General features: G+C 70.3%; 21 protein-coding genes. 14 read left to right on the forward strand and 7 right to left on the reverse strand.

Annotated elements, in window-relative coordinates:
- The 3 genes from ACVW19_RS26795 to ACVW19_RS26805 all read left to right on the forward strand — a co-directional run bounded on the left by ACVW19_RS26795 (window position 1) and on the right by ACVW19_RS26805 (window position 2,160).
- Window positions 1–1,176: a hydroxymethylglutaryl-CoA synthase gene (locus tag ACVW19_RS26795; protein WP_457462419.1), complete on the forward strand. Its 1,176-nt coding sequence runs from the start codon at window positions 1–3 to the stop codon at window positions 1,174–1,176.
- Between the two features lie 92 nt (window positions 1,177–1,268).
- Window positions 1,269–1,451 (forward strand): aromatic prenyltransferase, encoded by a 183-nt coding sequence (locus ACVW19_RS26800; protein WP_457462421.1) that lies wholly within the window; start codon window positions 1,269–1,271, stop codon window positions 1,449–1,451.
- Complete coding sequence (locus ACVW19_RS26805; RefSeq protein WP_457462422.1) at window positions 1,399–2,160, forward strand: aromatic prenyltransferase; 762 nt, start codon at window positions 1,399–1,401, stop codon at window positions 2,158–2,160. Before ACVW19_RS26800 ends, ACVW19_RS26805 begins: the two co-directional genes overlap by 53 nt.
- Before the next feature lie 72 nt (window positions 2,161–2,232).
- On the opposite strand, the gene ACVW19_RS26810 is transcribed toward ACVW19_RS26805, so the two are convergent.
- The 6 genes from ACVW19_RS26810 to ACVW19_RS26835 form a co-directional block, all read right to left on the reverse strand.
- Complete coding sequence (locus ACVW19_RS26810) at window positions 2,233–2,895, reverse strand: response regulator (protein ID WP_457462424.1); 663 nt, start codon at window positions 2,893–2,895, stop codon at window positions 2,233–2,235.
- A 42-nt stretch (window positions 2,896–2,937) separates the two neighbouring features.
- On the reverse strand, window positions 2,938–4,068 hold the full coding sequence (locus ACVW19_RS26815; RefSeq protein WP_457462426.1) for a sensor histidine kinase: 1,131 nt from the start codon (window positions 4,066–4,068) through the stop codon (window positions 2,938–2,940).
- 151 nt (window positions 4,069–4,219) lie between these two features.
- Entirely contained in the window at window positions 4,220–5,002 is a 783-nt protein-coding gene (locus ACVW19_RS26820) for a hypothetical protein (RefSeq protein ID WP_457462428.1), read from the reverse strand.
- 124 nt (window positions 5,003–5,126) lie between these two features.
- A complete protein-coding gene (locus tag ACVW19_RS26825) occupies window positions 5,127–5,477 on the reverse strand; it encodes a DUF6851 domain-containing protein (RefSeq protein WP_457462430.1) in 351 nt (116 codons plus the stop codon).
- 9 nt (window positions 5,478–5,486) lie between these two features.
- Window positions 5,487–5,777, reverse strand: coding sequence for a hypothetical protein (locus ACVW19_RS26830; protein ID WP_457462431.1), 291 nt, complete (start codon window positions 5,775–5,777; stop codon window positions 5,487–5,489).
- A 160-nt stretch (window positions 5,778–5,937) separates the two neighbouring features.
- The gene (locus ACVW19_RS26835) at window positions 5,938–7,902 is read right to left on the reverse strand and encodes an anthranilate synthase family protein (RefSeq protein WP_457462432.1); all 1,965 of its coding nucleotides are present in this window, start codon (window positions 7,900–7,902) and stop codon (window positions 5,938–5,940) included.
- 242 nt (window positions 7,903–8,144) lie between these two features.
- Between ACVW19_RS26835 and ACVW19_RS26840 the strand changes: the two genes are divergently transcribed.
- The 9 genes from ACVW19_RS26840 to ACVW19_RS26880 all read left to right on the forward strand — a co-directional run bounded on the left by ACVW19_RS26840 (window position 8,145) and on the right by ACVW19_RS26880 (window position 16,939).
- A complete protein-coding gene (locus ACVW19_RS26840) occupies window positions 8,145–9,428 on the forward strand; it encodes an aspartate kinase (RefSeq protein WP_457462434.1) in 1,284 nt (427 codons plus the stop codon).
- 15 nt (window positions 9,429–9,443) lie between these two features.
- Window positions 9,444–10,268, forward strand: a complete 825-nt coding sequence (locus ACVW19_RS26845) for a 2-amino-3,7-dideoxy-D-threo-hept-6-ulosonate synthase (RefSeq protein WP_457462436.1) — start codon at window positions 9,444–9,446, stop codon at window positions 10,266–10,268.
- A 47-nt stretch (window positions 10,269–10,315) separates the two neighbouring features.
- Window positions 10,316–11,419 carry a 3-dehydroquinate synthase II family protein gene (locus ACVW19_RS26850; protein ID WP_457464798.1) on the forward strand — a complete coding sequence of 368 codons (1,104 nt, stop codon included), beginning with the start codon at window positions 10,316–10,318 and terminating at the stop codon, window positions 11,417–11,419.
- An 11-nt stretch (window positions 11,420–11,430) separates the two neighbouring features.
- Window positions 11,431–12,192 (forward strand): amidohydrolase family protein, encoded by a 762-nt coding sequence (locus tag ACVW19_RS26855; RefSeq protein ID WP_457462438.1) that lies wholly within the window; start codon window positions 11,431–11,433, stop codon window positions 12,190–12,192.
- Window positions 12,189–13,505: a phenylacetate--CoA ligase family protein gene (locus tag ACVW19_RS26860; protein ID WP_457462439.1), complete on the forward strand. Its 1,317-nt coding sequence runs from the start codon at window positions 12,189–12,191 to the stop codon at window positions 13,503–13,505. Before ACVW19_RS26855 ends, ACVW19_RS26860 begins: the two co-directional genes overlap by 4 nt.
- Window positions 13,506–13,515: 10 nt before the next feature.
- Window positions 13,516–14,703 carry an FAD-dependent monooxygenase gene (locus tag ACVW19_RS26865; protein ID WP_457462441.1) on the forward strand — a complete coding sequence of 396 codons (1,188 nt, stop codon included), beginning with the start codon at window positions 13,516–13,518 and terminating at the stop codon, window positions 14,701–14,703.
- Window positions 14,703–15,485, forward strand: a complete 783-nt coding sequence (locus tag ACVW19_RS26870; protein ID WP_457462443.1) for a 2,3-dihydro-2,3-dihydroxybenzoate dehydrogenase — start codon at window positions 14,703–14,705, stop codon at window positions 15,483–15,485. Before ACVW19_RS26865 ends, ACVW19_RS26870 begins: the two co-directional genes overlap by 1 nt.
- Window positions 15,486–15,513: 28 nt before the next feature.
- Window positions 15,514–16,152, forward strand: coding sequence for an isochorismatase family protein (locus ACVW19_RS26875; protein WP_457462445.1), 639 nt, complete (start codon window positions 15,514–15,516; stop codon window positions 16,150–16,152).
- 85 nt (window positions 16,153–16,237) lie between these two features.
- Window positions 16,238–16,939 (forward strand): SDR family NAD(P)-dependent oxidoreductase, encoded by a 702-nt coding sequence (locus ACVW19_RS26880; RefSeq protein WP_457462447.1) that lies wholly within the window; start codon window positions 16,238–16,240, stop codon window positions 16,937–16,939.
- Here ACVW19_RS26880 and ACVW19_RS26885 read toward each other — a convergent pair.
- On the reverse strand, window positions 16,932–17,672 hold the full coding sequence (locus ACVW19_RS26885) for a DUF6081 family protein (protein ID WP_457462449.1): 741 nt from the start codon (window positions 17,670–17,672) through the stop codon (window positions 16,932–16,934). The genes ACVW19_RS26880 and ACVW19_RS26885 overlap by 8 nt on opposite strands.
- A gap of 197 nt (window positions 17,673–17,869) precedes the next feature.
- Here ACVW19_RS26885 and ACVW19_RS26890 point away from each other — a divergent pair, with 197 nt between their 5' ends.
- Together ACVW19_RS26890 and ACVW19_RS26895 are read left to right on the forward strand one after the other, a co-directional pair.
- Window positions 17,870–18,205 (forward strand): DUF485 domain-containing protein, encoded by a 336-nt coding sequence (locus ACVW19_RS26890; RefSeq protein ID WP_457462451.1) that lies wholly within the window; start codon window positions 17,870–17,872, stop codon window positions 18,203–18,205.
- Window positions 18,202–19,902 carry a solute symporter family protein gene (locus ACVW19_RS26895; protein WP_457462453.1) on the forward strand — a complete coding sequence of 567 codons (1,701 nt, stop codon included), beginning with the start codon at window positions 18,202–18,204 and terminating at the stop codon, window positions 19,900–19,902. The genes ACVW19_RS26890 and ACVW19_RS26895 overlap by 4 nt, the downstream gene beginning before the upstream one ends.
- Window positions 19,903–19,910: the final 8 nt, after the last annotated feature.

Here is a 19,910-nt window from a genome sequence, read left to right on the forward strand (position 1 = left end):
ATGTCCGCAGATCTCGCCGTAGGGATTCACGACATCTCCTTCTCGACGACCCAGTTCGTCCTGACGCACGCCACCCTGGCCGCCCACAACGGCACCGACATCGGCAAGTACCACGCGGGCATCGGCCAGCGCGGGATGAGCGTGCCCGCCGCCGACGAGGACATCGTGACGATGGCCGCCGCCGCTGCCGCGCCCATCGTGGAGCGGCACGACGCCGACCGGATCCGGACGATCGTCTTCGCAACCGAGTCCTCCGTCGACCAGGCCAAGGCGGCTGGCATACATGTCCACTCCCTGCTGGGCATGCCCTCGGCCACCCGCGTCGTCGAGCTGAAGCAGGCCTGCTACGGCGGCACGGCGGCCCTGCAGTTCGCCATCGGCCTGATCCACCGCGACCCCTCGCAGCAGGTCCTGGTGATCGCCAGCGATGTCTCGAAGTACGACCTGGACAACCCGGGCGAGGCCACCCAGGGCGCCGCCGCGGTGGCCATGCTGGTCAGCGCCGACCCCGCGCTGCTGCGCATCGAGGAACCGTCCGGTCTTTTCACCGCCGACATCATGGACTTCTGGCGGCCCAACTACCGGGCCACCGCGCTGGTCGACGGGCACGAGTCCATCTCCGCGTACCTGGAGGCGGTGGCGGGCGCGTGGAAGGACTACGCCGAGCAGGGCGGCCGCGCGCTCGACGAGTTCAGCGCCTTCTGCTACCACCAGCCGTTCACGAAGATGGCCTACAAGGCGCACCGGCACCTGCTGCAGAACTGCGGGCACGAGATCGACGAGGAGCGCGTGGCCCGTGCCATCGGCCTCACCACCACCTACAACGCCGACATCGGCAACAGCTACACCGCGTCGGTGTACCTCGGTCTGGCCGCTCTGCTCGACCAGGCCGACGATCTGACCGGCCAGACCGTCGGCTTCCTCAGCTACGGGTCCGGCAGCGTCGCCGAGTTCTTCGGCGGCACCGTCGTACCGGGCTATCGAGAGCGTCTGCGGACGACGACGCACCGCGACGCGATCAGCCGGCGGCAGCCCATCGACTACGCCAGGTACCGGGAGCTGCACGAGTACTCCTTCCCGGTCGACGGCGGTGACCACCCCGTGCCGACGGAGACGACCGGTCCCTACCGGCTGGCCGCGCTCTCCGGTCACAAGCGCGTCTACGAGCCGCGCTAGGGCGGCTGTCAGGACGAGTCGTACGCGTACGCCGACGGGCGTACGCGTGCCCGCAACCGGCTCTCGCCCGCCGGGGACCAATTGGAGGAGATATGTTTGAAACTGCCGGGGCGGCAGAACTCTACGCGGCCATCGAGGAATCGGCTCGGCTGCTGGGCGTCACCTGCTCGCGCGACACGGTCGCGCCCATCCTGTCCACGTACGGGGACGCGTTCGAGCACGATGCCACCGTCGTCCGCCTTCCGGGTCGCGACCGCCAAGCGCCACATCGGTGAACTCGACTGCCGCTTCACGACCCATCCCACACACCGCGACCCCTACGCCTCCGCCGTGTCGAACGGCCTCACGCCGAAGACCGGCCATCCCGTCGGCTCGCTCCTGTTCAACCTGCAGGGACGGCTGCCCATCGACAGCTACGGGGTCGACTTCGGCGTCGTGGGCGGCTTCAAGAAGGTCTACTCGTTCTTCACCCCGGACGGCCTCCAGAAGGTGTCGTCACTCGTCGACGTTCCGTCCATGCCGCGCGCTCTGGCCGAGAACGGGGGCTTCTTCGCCCGCTACGGCCTGGACGACCGAGTCGGGGTGATCGGGATCGACTACCCGCACCGCACCATGAACGTGTACTTCAACGACGTGCCTGCGGAGTGCTTCGAAACGAGCGCGATCCGCGCGATGCTGGCTGAATCCGGCTTCGTGGAGCCGAGCGAACAGATGCTCAAGCTCGGCCAGGCGGCCTTCGGGCTGTATGTCACGCTGAGCTGGGACTCTCCGAGAATCGAGCGGATCTGCTACGCCGTGACCACGACGGACCTGCAGACCCTCCCGGTGCGCATCGACCCGGAGATCGAGAAGTTCGTCACCAGCGTCCCCCACAGCGGTGCCGACCGGAAGTTCGTCTACGGCGTCGCGCTCGCCCCCGAGGGTGAGTACTACAAGCTTGAGACGCACTACAAGTGGACGCCCGGGGTCATGGACTTCATCTAGGGATCTCGGTGATCGAGCGCCCTCCTACCACGCCGGCGAATCCGGGGCACCTGTCCGGATCCGTCGGCGTTTTCAGCGGCCTTGCGGAGTGACCAGGCCCGACTCGTAGGCGAACACGACGAGCTGGGCGCGGTCGCGGGCCTGGAGCTTGATCATCGCCCGGTTGATGTGGGTCTTCGCGGTCAGCGGGCTGATCACCATGCGGTCGGCGATCTCGTCGTTGGACAGGCCCTGCGCGGCCAGGGCGACGGCCTCGCGTTCGCGGTTGGTCAGCTCGTCCAGGCCGGTGCCGACCTCCAGGTGGGGTGGCTGGGCGACGTACCGGCCGATCAGCATCTTGGTGATCGACGGCGCGAGCAGGGCGTCACCGCGCGCGGCGACACGGACGGAGTGCAGCAGGTCGTCCGGCTCGATGTCCTTGACCAGGAACCCGGCCGCGCCGGCGCGCAGGGCGTTGAACACGTACTCATCGACGCCGTAGTTGGTCAGGATGACCACGTGCACCCCGGCCAGGGACGGGTCCGCCGCGATCTGCCGGGTCGTCTCGATGCCGTCCATGACGGGCATCTGGATGTCGACCAGTGCGATGTCGGGCAGGAGTTTCCTGGCGAGGGCGAGGCCCTCCTTGCCGTCGGCGGCCTCGGCCACCACCTCGATGTCGTCCTCGGCGTCGAGAAGCGCGCGGAACCCGCTGCGCAGGAGCGGCTGGTCGTCGAGCAGCAGAACACGAATCATGGCAGCAGCAGATCACGAATCACGGAAGCAGCAGTACCCGAATCATGAAATGCGAGCCACCGGAATCTCGGCCTGGACCGTGAAACCACCCTCCTTGCGCGGTTCCGCCAGCAGACGGCCGCCGAGGGCGGCGACGCGCTCGCGCATCCCCAGCAGCCCGACGCCGGGCACCGGGGCGTTGCCCGGCTCGGCTCTGCCGTCGTCGTCGACGCGGATGGCGAGGGCGTCCGGAAGGTAGTCGATGCGGATGGACGCGGTGGCGGCCGCGGCATGGCGGGCCACGTTGGTGAGCGACTCCTGCACGATCCGGTAGGCGGTCCGGTCGACCGCGTCCGGCACGTCCTGACGCTGCCCCTCGATCGTCAGCGTGGTCCGCAGCCCGATCCCGTGGGCGCGCTGTACCAGCTCCGGGACACGGTCGAGGCCGTACGACGGGGACTTGGTCTCGTCGCGCAGCGTCTCCAGGGTCGCGCGCAGCTCGCGGGTCGCCTCACGGCCGGCCTCCTGGATCGCGAGCAGCGTCTCCGGCACTTCCTCGCCCCGCTTGCGCGCGAGGTGGACGGCGACCTCGGACTGCACCTTGATGATCGAGATCTGGTGGGTGAGCGAGTCGTGCAGCTCCCGCGCGATGTGCAGCCGTTCCTCGGTCGCGCGCAGCCGCGCGGTCTCCTCGCGGGTGCGTTCGGCCTCGTCCGCCCGGCGTTCGGCCTGCCGCAGCGCCTCACCGGCGGCACCGGCGGCGATCAGCCAGGCCAGTTCCAGGACGCCACGGGCCTGCTGGAACGCGTCCCCGTACGCGCCTCCCGAGGGGGAGGCCATGACCGCGAAGGGCAGGCCGAGGAGCATCACCGAGCACACCACCACGGTGGCGAGGCCGTGTCCCGACCGCACGGCGGTGTAGACCGCGAACAGGTAGGCGACGGCGGCCACGTCGAAGCCGATCAGGTTGTAGCCCACCACGCACAGCCCGATGAAGACCAGGACGGGCACGGGAGCCCGGCGGCCGACGGCCAGGGCCAAGCCGCTCGCCACCACCAGTGCGTAGCCGAGTGGTTCCAGGTCCGTGGCGGCGTGTTCCCCGGACAGTGCGTTGGCCAGCAACACCGCCGCCATACCGGCCCCGATGCCCCAGTCCCTGACGTGGGCCCAGATGCGGGACAGTCCTGTGCTCATAAGTGAACCTTAGCCGCGACTCGCATGCTTTAAGTACTACTTGTGGAGGAGCAGTTGGGTACTGCCCACGCGGTACTCCCTCAACGTCGCGGGGGCCGAACCGGGGTGGTGCATCCCGGGTCGGCCCGCCGCGGATCGGTTTCGAGCCGCCTCAGGAAGCGACATCGCCGTTGATGTGGCGCTGCGCGAACTCGTAGGCCAGGCCGCCGAACTGCGTGCCGTAGCCGATGGAGTTCTCGACCGTCTTCTGGGAGTGCACCCCGCCCCGTACCCGGCTGCCGGCACAGTCCCGGACGAGGTCGGTCCAGGTGGCGTGGTGCAGCTCGGTGTCGCGGTGGGGGATGCCCGGCTCCACCCGCGACTTGCCGGCGGCGGTGGTGTGCTTCAGATCCAGGACGTCGTCGCCGAAGAAGCGGCGCACCGCCTGCGCCTGGGCGGCACAGGGCGTCGTGGATCCGGGCGGGTACTCGGGGTGGTCTCCCACGTTCAGGTAGCCGGTGCACTCGTCGGCGGGGATGTCGTGGACCGTCCCCTTGCCGGGGCCGCCCCAGACGGTCACCTCAGTGCTGCCGTACACATGGCGGATGGCGCTGAACGGCCTTACGGAGTCGTACTTGACCTTCTGGTACCAGCAGGCGACCAGCGGGTCGAACAGCGACACCGTGTTCGTGAAGAACAGATGGATCCAGCGGTCCAGGTTCATCTGGTCGGCGTGGGTCCGGCCCGCGGCGCCCACCGACCTGCCGATGCCCAGCAGCTTGTCGTCGAAGAACTCCGCCGCCATCTTCTTCTCGCCGGTGAGCGAGGCCGACGCCTCCAGGATCTCGTCCACCGAGCGCTTGTACTTGCGTACCCGGGTGTGGTCGGTGCGCCGGGGCGGGGCGAGCTTGAACCGGCTCGGGTCCTGGAAGGTGGGGGCCTTGGTCCGTGCCATCTACGGGGTGGCGAAGTGCTGCACGATGAGAATGTCCTTGCCACCCGCCCCCCGCCGGGACGGCGGCCGTGCGGGCCCCGCCCCGGCTGCCGGCGCGAGGGGTTGACCAGCTCGTAGGCGGTGTTCACCGGCCGTAGCCGGTGTAGTCCTCGTACGGCTTGCCGTGGTGGCGGCGGTCCATGTCACCCAGCCGGTTCATGCCGTCCCGCTCGGTGCCCGCGACGACGGCCTTGCCGGCCAGGTTGCCGATGCCGACCGGACTGGTCCGGCCCTCCGAATGGTCGTCGGGGTCCAGGCCGATCGCGACCATCGGCTCCCGGAACGCCGCCACCCGCCCCGGCTCCACGCCCTGTATTACTCGGTACGAGGCGTACATGCCGGCGATGTTCTTGTTCTTTTTGGTGGCGGCCTCGCCGGAGGGACGACGGCCGAGCCGGGAGTGCACACCCACCGTGGTCGGGTGGTAGGGCGCCACCGCGTTGGATTACGCGGTCGTCGACAGGTGGGCGAACCGGTGCAGCACGGTCACGTCCATGGGAGCGGTGCTGCTTTCGAGCGGGCTGTACCGGTAGATCAGGTCCCAGACGAAGTTGCCGGTCTCGAAGTCGAAGTCGGCGGGGGACGCCGCGGCCGCGTCGGAGGGCCGGGCGGCGGCCGTGCCGCTGAGACCGACGCCGGCCAGCGTCACGGCCGAGGCGCCGCTGAGCCCGCCGAGCAGCACCGACCTGCGTCGCGGGGAGAATCCTGAGACCGGGGAACGTCTGGAAGGCGTCACGGATCGTGTCTTCTTCTCATAGGAACCGCAAGGGAGTTGAACTCTGTGGCCACGAGCCTAGTGAAATCCGGCGTCTCGGCCACTGTGCGAACGAGTAGTGGAAACTACCCACGTCGGGGCCCTGGCCGGTGTTGCTTTCCAGGGCTGCGACAAGGGATGCTCACCGGCGGCGCGCCCCCACGCGCACCTCCGGAACGCCGGTACTTCCCACCTCCCTCAGCAGCGAGGTGAGCAGTTCGCCGAGGATCCGCGGACCGCGCTGGGTGAGGATGGATTCCAGATGGAACTGCACGGAACGGAATCCCGCCCCCCGCAGGGCGTGCACTTCACCGGTCCCGGGATGCCGGCTCACCTCTATCGGCTTCCGCTGTGCGGTGCCGGGGATGAAGTCCTGTCCGGCGCGGGCGGCGTAGGTGTTGTAGAAGCCCACGAGTTCGCCGCGGCCGAAGAGGTTGACCTGCCGCTGCACGCCCTGATTGGGCACCGGGCGGCGCATGAGTTCCAGGCCCAGTTCGGAGGCGAGCACCTGGTGCCCCAGACAGATGGACAGGAAGGGGACGGTGCCCGCCAGCAACTCGCGGGTGAGCGCGCGCAGCGAGCCGATGCGCGGGTCCGTCGCGTCACGCGGGTCGCCAGGGCCGGGGCCGACGATGACGAGGTCGAACTCGTCGACCGGCACCGGGCGGTCGAAGCGGGTGAGTGTGGTGTGCAGGCCCAGGGCGCGCAGTTGATGGCCGAGCATCCCCATGAAGGTGTCCTCGTTGTCGACGATCAGCACATGCCGGCCGGTCAGCACCGGGTCCGGCGCGCTGCGCTGGGCTCCGTCGAGCCAGAAGGGGGACAGCGAGGTGTTGCGGGACCGGAGCGCCTGGCGCACCCGGGGATCGTCGGCCGGTGACGGGCGTGCGGCCACCGGGGCGGACGCGGTGCCCCCGGCGCCGTCGCCCTCCGGGGCGAGGCCGAGCGCTTGCAGCACGCCCGCGGCCTTGGCCCGGGTCTCGGCCACCTCGGAAGCCGGGTCGGAGTCCCGGACGAGGGTGGCGCCGACGCCCAGTCGCAGCCGGCCGCCGTCGTCGATCTCGGCGGTGCGGATCATGATCGCCGAGTCCAGGGTGCGGCTGCCCGCCGCGTCCTGGCCGATCAGCGCGAGGACACCGCCGTAGTATCCGCGGCCCGTCGTCTCATGGCGGCCGATGACCCGGAAGGCGTTCTCCAGCGGAGAGCCGGTGACGGTCGGCGCGAGCAGGGTCTCGCGCAGCACGTCGCGGACATCGAGTTCGCTGTGCCCGGTCAGGATGTATTCGGAATGCGTCAGCCGTGTCATTTCCTTGAGGAACGGTCCGTGCACCCGGCCGCCGAATGTGCACATACGGGCCATCATTTTCAGTTCCTCGTCGACGACCATATAGAGTTCGTTGGCCTCTTTCCGGTCGTTCAGGAACTCCAGGACCCCGGAAATGTCCGGGCCGGTCGGAGGATGCCGGTACGTCCCGCTGATCGGGTTCATGGAGACGGTGCCGTCGGCCATGCTGACGTGCCGTTCCGGCGACGCGCCGACGAAGGTGCCCGCCCCGGTGTGGAACAGGAACGTCCAGTACGACCCCAGCTCGCCGGTCAGCAGCCGCCGGAAGACGGCCAGCGCCGTGTCCACCGAGTAGTCGTCCAGCCGCGCGACGAAGGACCGCCGGATGACGAAGTTGGAGCCGGCGCCCTGCCCGATCTCGTCGCGCAGCACCCGCTCGACGAGCGCCGCGTACTCCTCGTCGCCGATGTCGAATCCGGCGCCGGACACCGGCACGTCCATCTCGGGCAGGCCGGCCAGGGCCTGCACGCGGCTGACCTGGGCCTGTTCCCGCACGCGCAGGGCGAGCAGGGGCGCGTGGTCGTCGCGACAGGCGAAGCCGCGCTCGGTGATCTGCCGGTAGGGAACCGCCACGAGCAGGTCGTGCCGCGCTTCGCGCACCGGCCCGTCGGTCAGCGGCAGCTCGGCGAGACCGGGGACCTCGCAGACGTCGCCGGTCAGGATCTCCACGGGCGCGTTCTCCGCCGAGCCGGGCCGGTACAGCAGGGCGAAGGCACGCCCGTCGCGGCCGAGGGCGGCCAGAGCGTCCGGAGGGCCGGCCATGCTCGAATCCGTCCCATACATATTGCTTCCCTTCGCGTGAGATCGGATGACCCCTCTCGATATTGCGGAGGAGAAAGTCGCCGCACATGACGTGAAGCCGCTATCCCGTGTTTCAGCTAATGGCGTCCTCATGGCGTACCCGTATGGCGTGAACAACTGAAGGGTGTGGCACTACTCGGGCGGGTAGTGGGCGGGGCCGTGCGACGCGATTACTGTCGAGGCATACCAGTTCGACGAGAGCGGTGAAAACGACTGTGGATGTGCTGGTCCAGAAATATGGCGGTACCTCTTTGCAGACGCTCGCCTGTGTTCGGCACGCCGCCCTCCGGGTCGCGGCGGCGCGGCGGCGCGGCGCGGCGGTGGCCGTGGTCGTCTCCGCCCGCGGCGGCAGGACCGACGACCTGCTGCGCCTGGCGGCGGACATCGGCGCCACCTCCGCGTCCCGCGAGCTGGATCAGCTGCTGGCCGTGGGCGAACAGGAGTCGGCGGCGCTCATGGCCCTCACGCTGAACAGGCTGGACGTGCCCGCGATCTCGCTGACCGGCCAGCAGGCCGGGATCGAGACCACCGACCGGCACGGCGAAGCGCTCATCTCGCGCATCGGAGCCGCCCGGGTGCGGGCGTCCGTGGAAGCCGGCCAGGTGGCCGTGGTCACCGGATTCCAGGGAGTCGACCGCACCGGGGACGTCGCCACGCTCGGGCGTGGCGGCTCCGACACCACCGCGGTGGCGCTGGCCGCGCGACTTCGCGCATCGGCCTGCGAGATCTACACCGACGTGGACGGCGTCTTCAGCGCCGATCCCCGCATCCTGCCCGCGGCGCGGTGTCTGCCCTGGGTCGAACCCGGCGTGATGGCGGAGATGGCGTTCGCGGGCGCGAAGGTGCTGCACACCCGGTGCATCGAACTGGCCGCCATGGAAGGGGTCGAAGTGCACGTCCGGAACGTGTCATCGCAGGCGCCCGGAACCATCGTCGCCGAACTGCCGGAGGACCGGCCGCTGGAGACCCGGCGGGCCGTCGTGGCGGTGACGCACGACACCGACGTCGCTCGGGTGCTCGTGCACTGCCGCGACAGCCGCCGGGACCTGGCTCCCGACGTGTTCGAGGTGCTGGCCGCCCAGGGGACGGTAGTGGACCTGGTGGCCAGGTCCGGTCCCCATGAGAGCGAGTTCCGCATGGGATTCACCATCCGCCGCAGCCAGGCCGACTCCGTGCGGAGCGCACTGCACGAGGTGACGGCCGCCTACGGCGGCGGAGTGCACTTCGACGAGAACGTCGGCAAGGTCTCGGTCGTCGGGATGGGCCTGCTCAGCCGGCCCGAGTACACCGCCCGGCTCATGGCGGCGCTGGCCACGGCCGGCATCCCGACGAGCTGGATCTCCACCTCCCAGATGCGGTTGTCCGTGATCGTGCCGCGTGAGCGCACGGTCGACGCCGTCGAGGTCCTGCACCGCGAGTTCCACCTCGACCGGCACGAGCCGCTCGACGTCACGTCCGCGGCCTCCGGCCCTTCCGCCACCGTTTGAGAGAGGCAGGACACAGTGGCAGTACACAACGCTTCGTTCGCTCGAAGCCTCCGCTTGCGACGGCTGTTCCGGCACGGCGACGGGCGCCTGCTCGTCGTTCCGCTGGATCACTCCGTCACCGACGGGCCGCTGCGGCCCGGCGACCTCGACTCCCTGGTCGGCGAGCTGGCCGGCACCGGCGTCGACGCCGTGGTCCTGCACAAGGGCAGTCTCCGCCATGTCGACCCCGACTGGTTCGGCGGCATGTCGCTGATCCTGCACCTCAACGCGAGTACCCGGCTCGCCCCGGACCCGGACGCGAAGTACTTGGTCGCCCATGTCGAGGAGGCGCTGCGGATGGGCGCCGACGCGGTCAGCGTCCACGTCAACCTCGGGTCGCGGCAGGAGGCCCGGCAGGTCGCCGACCTCGCGGCCGTCGCGGAGGAGTGCGACCGCTGGAACGTTCCGCTGCTCGCCATGGTGTACGCCCGCGGACCGCAGATCAGCGACTCACGTGCGCCGGAACTGGTGGCGCACGCCGCGACGCTGGCCGCCGATCTCGGCGCGGACATCGTCAAGACCGACTATGTGGGCACGCCCGAGCAACTGGCCGACGTGGTCCGCGCCTGTCCCATCCCGCTCATCGTGGCTGGCGGCGCCCGCTCGGCCGAGACCGACACCGTCCTGGCCTATGTGTCCGACGCGCTGCGCGGTGGCGCGGTCGGTGTGGCCATGGGGCGCAACGTCTTCCAGGCCGACCGTCCCGGCTGGATGGCGGCCGCCGTCGCGCGGCTGGTGCACGACGCGCCGTATGCCCCGGTCCCGAACGGCGTGAACGACGGCCTCGCCCTCCTGACCTGACCCTCCCGGTCACCCCGAGACCCATCGCCCCTGCTGAGGAGATGCTTGTGAAGCTGTGCTGGCTGGACGTCCGCAACGTCGACGGAGCCAAGGAAGCCATCATCGAGGAAGCCGTTCACCAGCGGGTGGACGCCATCGTCGCGGCCGACCCGGCCGACCTGGAGCCGCTTCCTCCGACGGTGAAGAAGGTGCTGTTCCCCAAGGACCTGCCGCTGCCGGAAAAGCTGGAGTTCGCCGACCTGGTCATCGTCGACCCGGCCCGCCACGGAGAGCCCGCCGAGCTGGCGCTGGAGTACCCCGACGTGGAGTTCGGCCGGTACGTGGAGATCAAGGACGCCGACAGTCTGGAGGACGCCTGCCGGGCGGCGCGCCTGGACAGCTGGAGCCTGCTGTACTTCCGGGACCCCACCAAGATCCCGCTGGAGATCGTGCTGGCCGCCGCGGCCGGCGCGAACGGCAGCGTCATCACCCAGGTCGCCGATGTCGAGGAGGCCGAGATCGTCTTCGGTGTCCTCGAACACGGCTCCGACGGGGTGATGCTCGCCCCCCGCGTCCCGGGCGACGCCACCGAGCTGAAGACCGCCGCGGTCAGCAAGGCCGCGGACCTGCCGCTGGTGGAGTTGGAGATCACCGGCATACGGCGGGTCGGCATGGGCGAGCGCGCCTGCGTCGACACCTGCACCAACTTCGGCCTCGACGAGGGCATTCTCGTCGGCTCGCACTCCACCGGCATGATCCTGTGCTGCAGTGAGACTCACCCGCTGCCGTACATGCCCACCCGGCCGTTCCGGGTCAACGCCGGTGCCCTGCACTCGTACACGCTGTCGGCCAACGGGCGGACCAACTACCTGAGCGAACTCGTCTCCGGCGGTCGCGTCCTCGCCGTCGACTCGAAGGGCAGGTCGCGGGCCGTCACGGTGGGTCGGGTCAAGATCGAGACGCGTCCGCTGCTCGCCGTCGACGCGGTGTCGCCCTCCGGTGTGAAGGTCAACCTCATCGTCCAGGACGACTGGCACGTGCGGGTGCTCGGCCCGGGCGGCACGGTGCTGAACGTCACCGAGCTGACGCCGGGGACGAAGGTGCTCGGCTGCCTGCCGGTCGAGAAGCGGCACGTCGGCTACCCGATCGACGAGTTCTGCATCGAGAAGTGAGTGATGCCGCGATGAGCGCGCAACCCGTGCTGGACTTCCACGTCCGGCTGGCCCCCAGACCGGGGGCCGGCGAGCGGCTCCTGGCGGCGATGGACGACTGCCGGCTGGCCCGAGCGGTGGTCTGTGCGGGCGGCACCATCGACCTCGACCGCCTCTCCCGCCAGCTCGTCGAGGGCGGGCACGTGGAGACCGACGCCGACAACGACGCGGTGCTCGAGGTCTGCGCGGGCAGCGGAGGGCGCCTGGTGCCGTTCTTCTTCGCCAACCCGCACCGCCCACCCGAGGTCTACCGGGTCAGGGCCGCCGAGTTCCGCGGCCTGGAGATCTCGCCCGCAGTGCACGGCGTCGGTCTGACCGACGCCCAGGTGGCCGAACTCGTCGGCGTCGCCGCCGAGTTCGGCCACCCGGTGTACGTGGTGTGTCTGGATCGTCCGGGAGCGGGCGTGACGGACCTCGTCACCCTCGCCCGCCGGTTCCGGCAGGTGAGCTTCGTACTCGGGCACAGCGGCATCGGCAACATCGACTTCTACGCCCTCACCCTGATCCGGGACGAACCCAACATCCTGCTGGAGACCTCCGGCGGCTACACCTGCGTGGCCGAGGTGGCACTGAGCCGCCTCGGCGCGGGGCGGGTCGTGTTCGGCTCCGAGTACCCGCTGCAGCATCCGGCCGTGGAGCTGGCCAAGTTCCAGGCGATGGACCTGCCGCCCGGGCAGTGGCGGCAGATCGCCTGGGACAACGCCCATCGACTGCTAGGAGAGGAAGAGCAGTGAACCAGCCACCTTCGAGTCTGCCTCGACTCGGCCAGTGGAACGGACCGGAGGACCTGCTTTCCCTGCAGGAGAAGCAACTTCAGCAGACCGTCGCCTGGGCGGCCCGCTCACCCTTCTACCGCGAGCGGCTGAACGCGGCGGCCCTGCCCACGACCGCCGCCGACCTCGCCTCCCTGCCGCTGACCACCAAGCAGGACCTGCGGGACAACTACCCGTTCGGAATGCTGGCGGTCCCGAAGGAGCGGCTGGCCACCTATCACGAGTCGAGCGGGACCGCGGGCCGGCCCACCCCCTCGTACTACACGGCGGAGGACTGGGTCGACCTGGCCGAGCGCTTCGCCCGCAAGTGGATCGGTATCTCCGCCGAGGACGTCTTCCTGGTGCGCACCCCGTACGCGCTGCTGCTGACGGGGCATCTCGCGCACACCGCCGGCCGGCTGCGCGGGGCCACCGTCGTGCCCGGCGACAACCGGTCGCTGGCCATGCCGTACGCCCGGGTGGTCCGGGTCATGCACGACCTGGGGGTCACGCTGACCTGGTCGGTGCCGACCGAATGCCTCATCTGGGCCGCCGCGGCGACCGCGGCCGGGCACCGGCCCGCCACGGACTTCCCCGCGCTGCGCGCCCTGTTCGTCGGCGGCGAGCCGCTCACCGCCGCCCGCCGCCGCCGGATCAGCCGGCTGTGGGGCGTGCCGGTGATCGAGGAGTACGGCTCCACGGAGACCGGCAGCCTTGCCGGCGAGTGCCCGCACGGGCGGATGCACCTGTGGGCCGACCGGGCGCTGTTCGAGGTGTACGACCCGCGCACCGGTACCGTCCGCGCGGAGGGCGAGGGCCAGCTCGTGGTCACCCCCCTGTACCGCGAGGCGATGCCCCTGCTGCGCTACAACCTCGAGGACAACGTGTCGGTCTCCTACGACGACTGCGCGTGCGGCTGGAACCTGCCCACGATCCAGGTGCTCGGCAGGGCCTCGTTCGGCCATCGTGTCGGTGCCGCGACCATCACCCAGCACCGGCTGGAGGAACTCGTCTTCTCCCTCCCGGAGGCCTACCAGGTGGTGTTCTGGCGGGCGAGGGCGGAGCCGACCGCGCTGCGTATCGAGATCGAGGTGCCCGAGGAGCACCGGGCGGCCGCCGAGGCGGAACTGGCGGCCTCGGTGCGGGCCGCGTTCGGTGTCGACAGCGAGGTCACCGGACTGGCCGCGGGGACGCTGATACCGCACCACGCGCTGACCGCCATGCCCGACGTGGTCAAGCCGCGCAGCCTCTTCGGGTCCGACGAGGACTGGGGCAAAGCGCTCCTCTACTACTGATGGGGACGACATGTCGCAGATGAGGGTGGTCGTGGCCGGTGCCGGAATCGCCGGCCTCGCCTTCGCCGCCGCCCTGCGCCGCACCGGCATCGACTGCCACGTCTACGAGCAGGCGGGCCGGCTGGCCGAAGTCGGGGCGGGTGTCCAGCTCGCCCCGAACGCCACCCGGTTGCTGCGCCGGCTGGGACTGCGGGACCGGCTGCGCAGTGTGGCGATCACACCGCAGGTGATCGAGATGCGCCGCTGGGACGACGGCACACTGCTGCAGCGCACCGCGCTGGGCGACGCGTGCCACCGCCGCTTCGGGGCGCCCTACTACACCGTGCACCGCGCCGACCTTCACAGCAGCCTGCTCTCGCTCATCCCGCCCGGACAGCTGCACCTCGGTGCCCGCTGCGTGGCCGTCACGCAGGACGCCGGCGAGGCCCGGCTGCACCTGTCCGACGGCACGACGGTCGCGGCGGACCTGGTGGTGGGCGCCGACGGCCTCCACTCGGTCGCCCGGGAGCAGATCGTGGTCGACCGGCCGCGGTACTCCGGGCAGACCATCTACCGGGGTCTGGTGCCCGCCGAACGGGTGCCCCAGCTGCTCTCCGATCACCGGGTGCGGCTGTGGTTCGGACCGGACCAGCACTGTGTGTGCTACCCGGTGTCGTCCGGCCGGCAGGTGAGCTTCGGGGCGACCGTCCCCGCCTCGGGCTGGCGGGAGGAGTCCTGGTCGGCGCGGGGCGACGTGGCCGAACTGGCGGCCGCGTACGCGGGCTGGCACGAGGACGTCACCCGGTTGATCGGGGCGGCGGAGACGGTCGGCCGATGGGCGCTGCACGATCGCGACGCCCTCGACCGGCTCAGCTCGGGGCGGGTGACCGTGATCGGCGACGCCGCGCATCCGATGCTGCCGTTCCAGGCGCAGGGCGCGAACCAGGCGATCGAGGACGCCGTCGTGCTCGCGGCCTGTCTGGCCGACGTGCGCCCGGACCGGATCGACGCGGCCCTGCGCCGCTACGAGCGGGTCCGCCTTCCCCGCACCGCGCGGATCCAGCGCCAGTCCCGCGACAACGCCAAGACCTTCCACCTGGCCGACGGTGACGCGCAGCGCCACCGGGACGGCACCGCGCAGTCCTCCTCGGGTCTGGACCGGCACGAGTGGCTGTTCGCCTACGACGCCGAGCAGGCCCTGACCAGCAGGAGCGCATGATGGAACTGACCGGAATCGAGTCGACGGTCGCACTGGTCACCGGTGCGGCGCAGGGCATCGGCGCGGCCGTGGCGGCCACCCTGGCGGGCGCGGGAGCGCAGGTCGCCGCCGTGGACCGCAACGCCGAGGCGCTCGCCACCGCCGTGTCGAAGCTCCAGGCCGAGGACCGGTCGGCCCGCGGCTACCGCGCCGATGTCTGCGACAGCGAGGCGGTGGACGCGCTCGTACGGCGGGTGGAGGACGAGCTGGGGCCCATCGGCATCCTGGTCAACGCGGCCGGCGTGCTGCGCACCGGCCGGGTGGTCGACCTGTCGGACCGGCAGTGGCGGGAGACCTTCTCGGTCAACGCGGACGGCGTGTTCCACGTCTCCCGCGCGGTGGCCCGGCGGATGACGGGCCGTCGCCGCGGCGCGATCGTGACCGTGGCCTCCAACGCGGCCGGCGTGCCGCGTACGGAGATGGCGGCCTACGCCGCCTCGAAGGCCGCGGCCGCCCAGTTCACCCGGTGTCTCGGACTGGAACTCGCCGAGTACGGCATCCGGTGCAACATCGTCTCGCCCGGTTCGACCGACACCCCGATGCTGCGCGCGATGCTCGGCGACGCCGACGCCCGGCGGGTGATCGAGGGCTCGCCCGCCGCCTACCGGGTCGGCATCCCGTTGCGGAAGCTGGCCCAGCCGCGGGACGTGGCCGAGGCGGTCGCCTATCTCGTGTCCGACCAGGCCGGTCACGTGACCCTGCACGACCTGTACGTGGACGGCGGCGCCGCCCTGCACGTATGACGCCCCCGGACGAAACAGGAGACGAACCATGGCCATGACCCCGATCCAGCCGTACCGCATGCCAGGCGCCGGCGATCTGCCGAGCGCGGCGGTGCCCTGGCGCCCGCATCCGGACCGGTCCGTCGTGCTGGTGCACGACATGCAGCGCTACTTCCTGCGCGCGTTCGCGGCCGGGCAGTCCCCGCTGGCCGAGCTGGTCGCCAACGTGGCGAAACTGCTCGCGGTGGCGCGTACGGCCGGGGTACCGGTGATGTACACGGCCCAGCCGGGCGGCATGCAGCGCCGGGACCGCGGACTGCTGTACGACTTCTGGGGCCCCGGCATGGCAGCCGGGGAGTCCGACCGCGGCATCGTCGACGAGATCGCACCCGAGCCGGGCGACACGGTGCTGACCAAGTGGCGCTACAGCGCGTTCCACCGGAGCGACCTGGAAGACCGGCTGCGGGAGTCGGGACGGGACCAGCTCGTCGTCTGCGGCGTGTACGCGCACATGGGCTGCCTCATCACCGCCTGCGACGCCTTCAGCCGCGACATCCAGCCGTTCCTGGTGGCGGACGCGCTGGCCGACCTGACGCTCGACGACCATCTCATGGCCCTCCGCTACGCCGCGGACCGCTGCGCGGTGCCGCTGACCACGGACGACGTGCTGGCCGAGCTGACGCCGTGACCGGCCGGTCCGGCCACACGCCACGGACGACCCGCCCGCGTTCACCTGATCACACGAGCAGAGTCAAACGAAAGGAACATCCTCCATGTCCGATCGCACCCAGGTCGTCGTCATCGGCGGAACGTCGGGAATAGGGCGGCACTTCGCCCAGACGTGCGCTGACCGGGGCCACGACGTGGTCATCACCGGCCGCACGGAGGAGCGGACGAAGGGGGTGGCCCACGAGATCGGCGGGCGGACCCGTGGGCTCGCGCTGGACCTGGCCGAGCCGGAGCGGGTCGCGGAGGCGCTGGCCGACGTCGAACGTGTCGACTGGCTGGTGATCTCGGCGCTCGACCGGGACTTCAACACGGTGCGCGACTACCGGCCGGCCGCCGCGACACGCCTGCTGACGGTGAAGCTCACCGGCTACACCGCGGTGCTGCACGCGCTCGCCCCGCGGATGTCCGACGACAGCGCGGCCGTTCTGCTCGGCGGTCTGGCCAGCCACCGGCCCTACCCCGGTTCCACCACCGTGACGACCGCCAACGGCGGTATCAGCGCACTGGTCAGGACCCTCGCGGTGGAACTGTCGCCGATCCGGGTCAACGCCCTGCATCCGAGCATCGTCGCCGACACGCCGTTCTGGAGCGACAAGCCCGCCGCCCGGGAGGCCGCCCAGACGCGGGCGCTGACCAGGCGGCCGGTGACGACGGAGGACTGCACCGACGCGATCACGTTCCTGTTGCGGAACCGGTCGATCAACGGTGTCAATCTGAACATCGACGGCGGGGACGTGCTCATCTGACGCTCGTCGTCACCCGCCAGGGCCCCCACCAGCCGCTCGCGCCCTGCCCGTGCTCCCGCTCCGCGCGGGGGTAGCGGGTCAGGTCGCGGGCGGAGAACAGGGCCATGCCCGCGGTGAACCCGGAAACCGGCACCGGGAGCCGCGCCCAGTACAGGAGCCGGCCGTCGACGTACCATTCCGCCCGCCGTGTCTCGGGCCGGTAGGCAAGGGCGTAGCGGTGCTCCTGACCCGGTTCCGTCGGCACGTCCAGGACCACGCGGTGGATGTAGTGGTCGTCGGGCCGGCTCACGCCGGGGAGCACCAGTCGCTCGACGACCGCGTACACCGTGTCGTTGGTCGCCGCAGTGTTCAGCACGACTCCGGTGTCCAGGTCGAACAGGTTCACCGTGCCGAAGGCGTCGAGCAGGTCGTAGGGGGTCTGGCCGTAGGTCCGCACCCCCATGCCGACCTCGAAAGCCACCCGTCCCGTGGCCGGCACGGGAAAGCGCCGCACGGACCGGTACATCTGCTTGGCGTTGTTCTGCCTCGGGTCGAAGTCGTGGAAGCGGGTGAACGGATGGACGGTCAGCTCCAGCCGGCCGTCACCGGTGCGCACGTGTGCGTTGCGATCCCGGTACCGGTGGCGTTCGCCGTCGGCGCCCTCGATCGACATGACGGTCCAGCGGGCGGGGTCGAGTTCGCCGCTCGTGAAGTCGTCGTACGTCCACGTGTCTGTCTTCGGTACTGACGTCATGGGGCCACCTTCCGGGCCGTCGCCTCACCCGGACATCACCCGTTCGCGCTGTTCGGACGAGGCGGCACGCCAACGCGCCACGGCACGACGAGTTCCCGTGAACGGGTCATGTCCCCGCGGGAGCGTCGGCCGAGACTTCGGTACCGACTGCCACATCAAAAGACGTCCTCGCTGCGACGTCCTCAACAGGGAGTGTCATGAGCACGATGGATCCGCCCGTGGACGGTGACCGCTATGTCGCCGTGCACGACAGCACCCAGTTCAAGGAACTGCGGCGCCGCTCGAGCACCTTCAACACCTGGACGAGCGTCATCTTCTTCGGGTGGTGGTTCCTCGGCAGCGCGCTCGCCACCTTCGTCCCGGACTTCTTCCGGCAGGGGGTCAGCGGCCCCGTGAACGTGGGTGTGCTGTTCCTGGTCCTGTCGATGGTGCTCGTGGTGACGACCTCGGGGGTGTACCTGCGCCACGCCAGGACCCGGCTGGACCCCCTCAGTGAACGCATCCGGGCGGACCTGGAAGGAGACCCCCGATGAACATTGCTTTCGCCGACCCCCGATCCTCGACGAGCATGATCCTCGCCGACCCGCCGCCCCCGGTCGACAACACCTGGGCGGCGCCCGTGATCGCCATCCCCGTCACCATCGCCGTCACCGTGCTGCTGTACTTCCTCGTGAAGGCGGCCCGCGGCGGCATACGCGACCAGGACGACTTCCTGCTCGCGGGCCGCAGGGTCGGCCCCGTGCGCAACGCGCTCGCCCTGTCCTCGGCGCCCCTGATGTACTCGACGCTGTTCATCATCACCGGGCACATTGCACTGAGCGGGTACGACGCCGCCCTCCTCGTGACGGCGTTCACGATCTCCATGATGCTCGGGCTGCTGGTCTTCGCCTCCCACCTGCGCAACCTCGGCGTCGCCACGCTGGGCGACCTCTTCGCCCTGCGCCTGCGCGAACGCGAGGCACGGCTCGCGGCGGCGGTCGTCACCATGCTGATCTACGCCATGTTCACGATCATCCAGATGGCCGCGATCGCCTTCATTTTCAACCGCTGGTTCGGCCTCGACTCCCTCGCTGGGCTGGCCCTGGTGGTCGCCGTCGTCGGCCTGGTCACCGTGCTGTTCGTGTACATCGGCGGGATGCCGGGCGTCACCCGGATCCTGGTGGCCAAGGTCGTGCTGGTGCTCGGCGTCGTGGCCGTGCTGACCGCTCTGGTCCTGGCCGAGTTCAACCTGAACGTCATCAGCCTGCTCGAGAAGGCGGAGGCCAACGCGGCCCCGGCACCGGGCGGTTACGACCTGCTGGGCCCCGGCCGCCTCTTCGGTGAAGGCGCCGGACGGTGGGTGCACCTGTCGAAGCTCTTCTGCATCGCCGTCGGGGTCGCCGCGATGCCGTTCCTGTTCATGCGCAGCTTCACCGCGACCAGCGGACGGGACGCGCGACGGTCCGCCGGCTGGGCCTCGATGATCATCGTCGGTGTGTACGCGTGCATGATCGTCGTCGGCTTCGGCGCCGTCGCGGTCCTCGGCGCGGACAACATCGGCGTGATCAAGGCCCACCGGGACATCAGCCTGCCCAAGCTCGTGGACGAACTCGGCGGGCCGGTGCTGGTCGGCGTGCTCGGGGCGGTCGCCGTGCTCACCATCGCCTCGGTCTTCGCCGCACTGCTGATCAACGCGGTCACCTGTGTCACCAAGGACCTCAACGTGGTGCGGGGCCGGCAGGTGGCCCCGGCCGACGAACTGAAGGACGTACGGCGCAACGTGGCGGTGATCGGCGTCGCCTCCGTCGTGGCGGCCGTCGCCATGCTTCCGGTGCGGACGCACATCTTCATCCCGACGTCGATCGACGTGGCCGGCGCCGCCATCCTGCCGGCGGTCGTCTACGCGCTGTTCTGGCGGCGCTTCAACACCGCCGGACTGAAGTGGACCGTATACGGCGGGATCGCCCTGACCCTGCTCATGGTCGTGTTCTCCAACGGAGTGTCGGGTCCGGACGACGCCATCTTCGCCGGTTCCGACTTCAAGTTCATCGACATCGAACCCGGTCTGATCTCGGTGCCGGCCGGCTTCCTGCTCGGCTGGATCGGCACCCTCACCAGCCGCGAGCGCAATGACGCCGCCTTCGCCGAGATGCAGGTCCGCGCTCTGACGGGAGGCGTCGTCCCCGCTCGGCGGGAGCGGCCGGAAGAGCCGGCCGGCCGTAAGAGCCCGGCGCCCAGTAAGGCGCTCTGAGACGTCGT

This window comes from Streptomyces sp. TE5632, assembly GCF_054061295.1.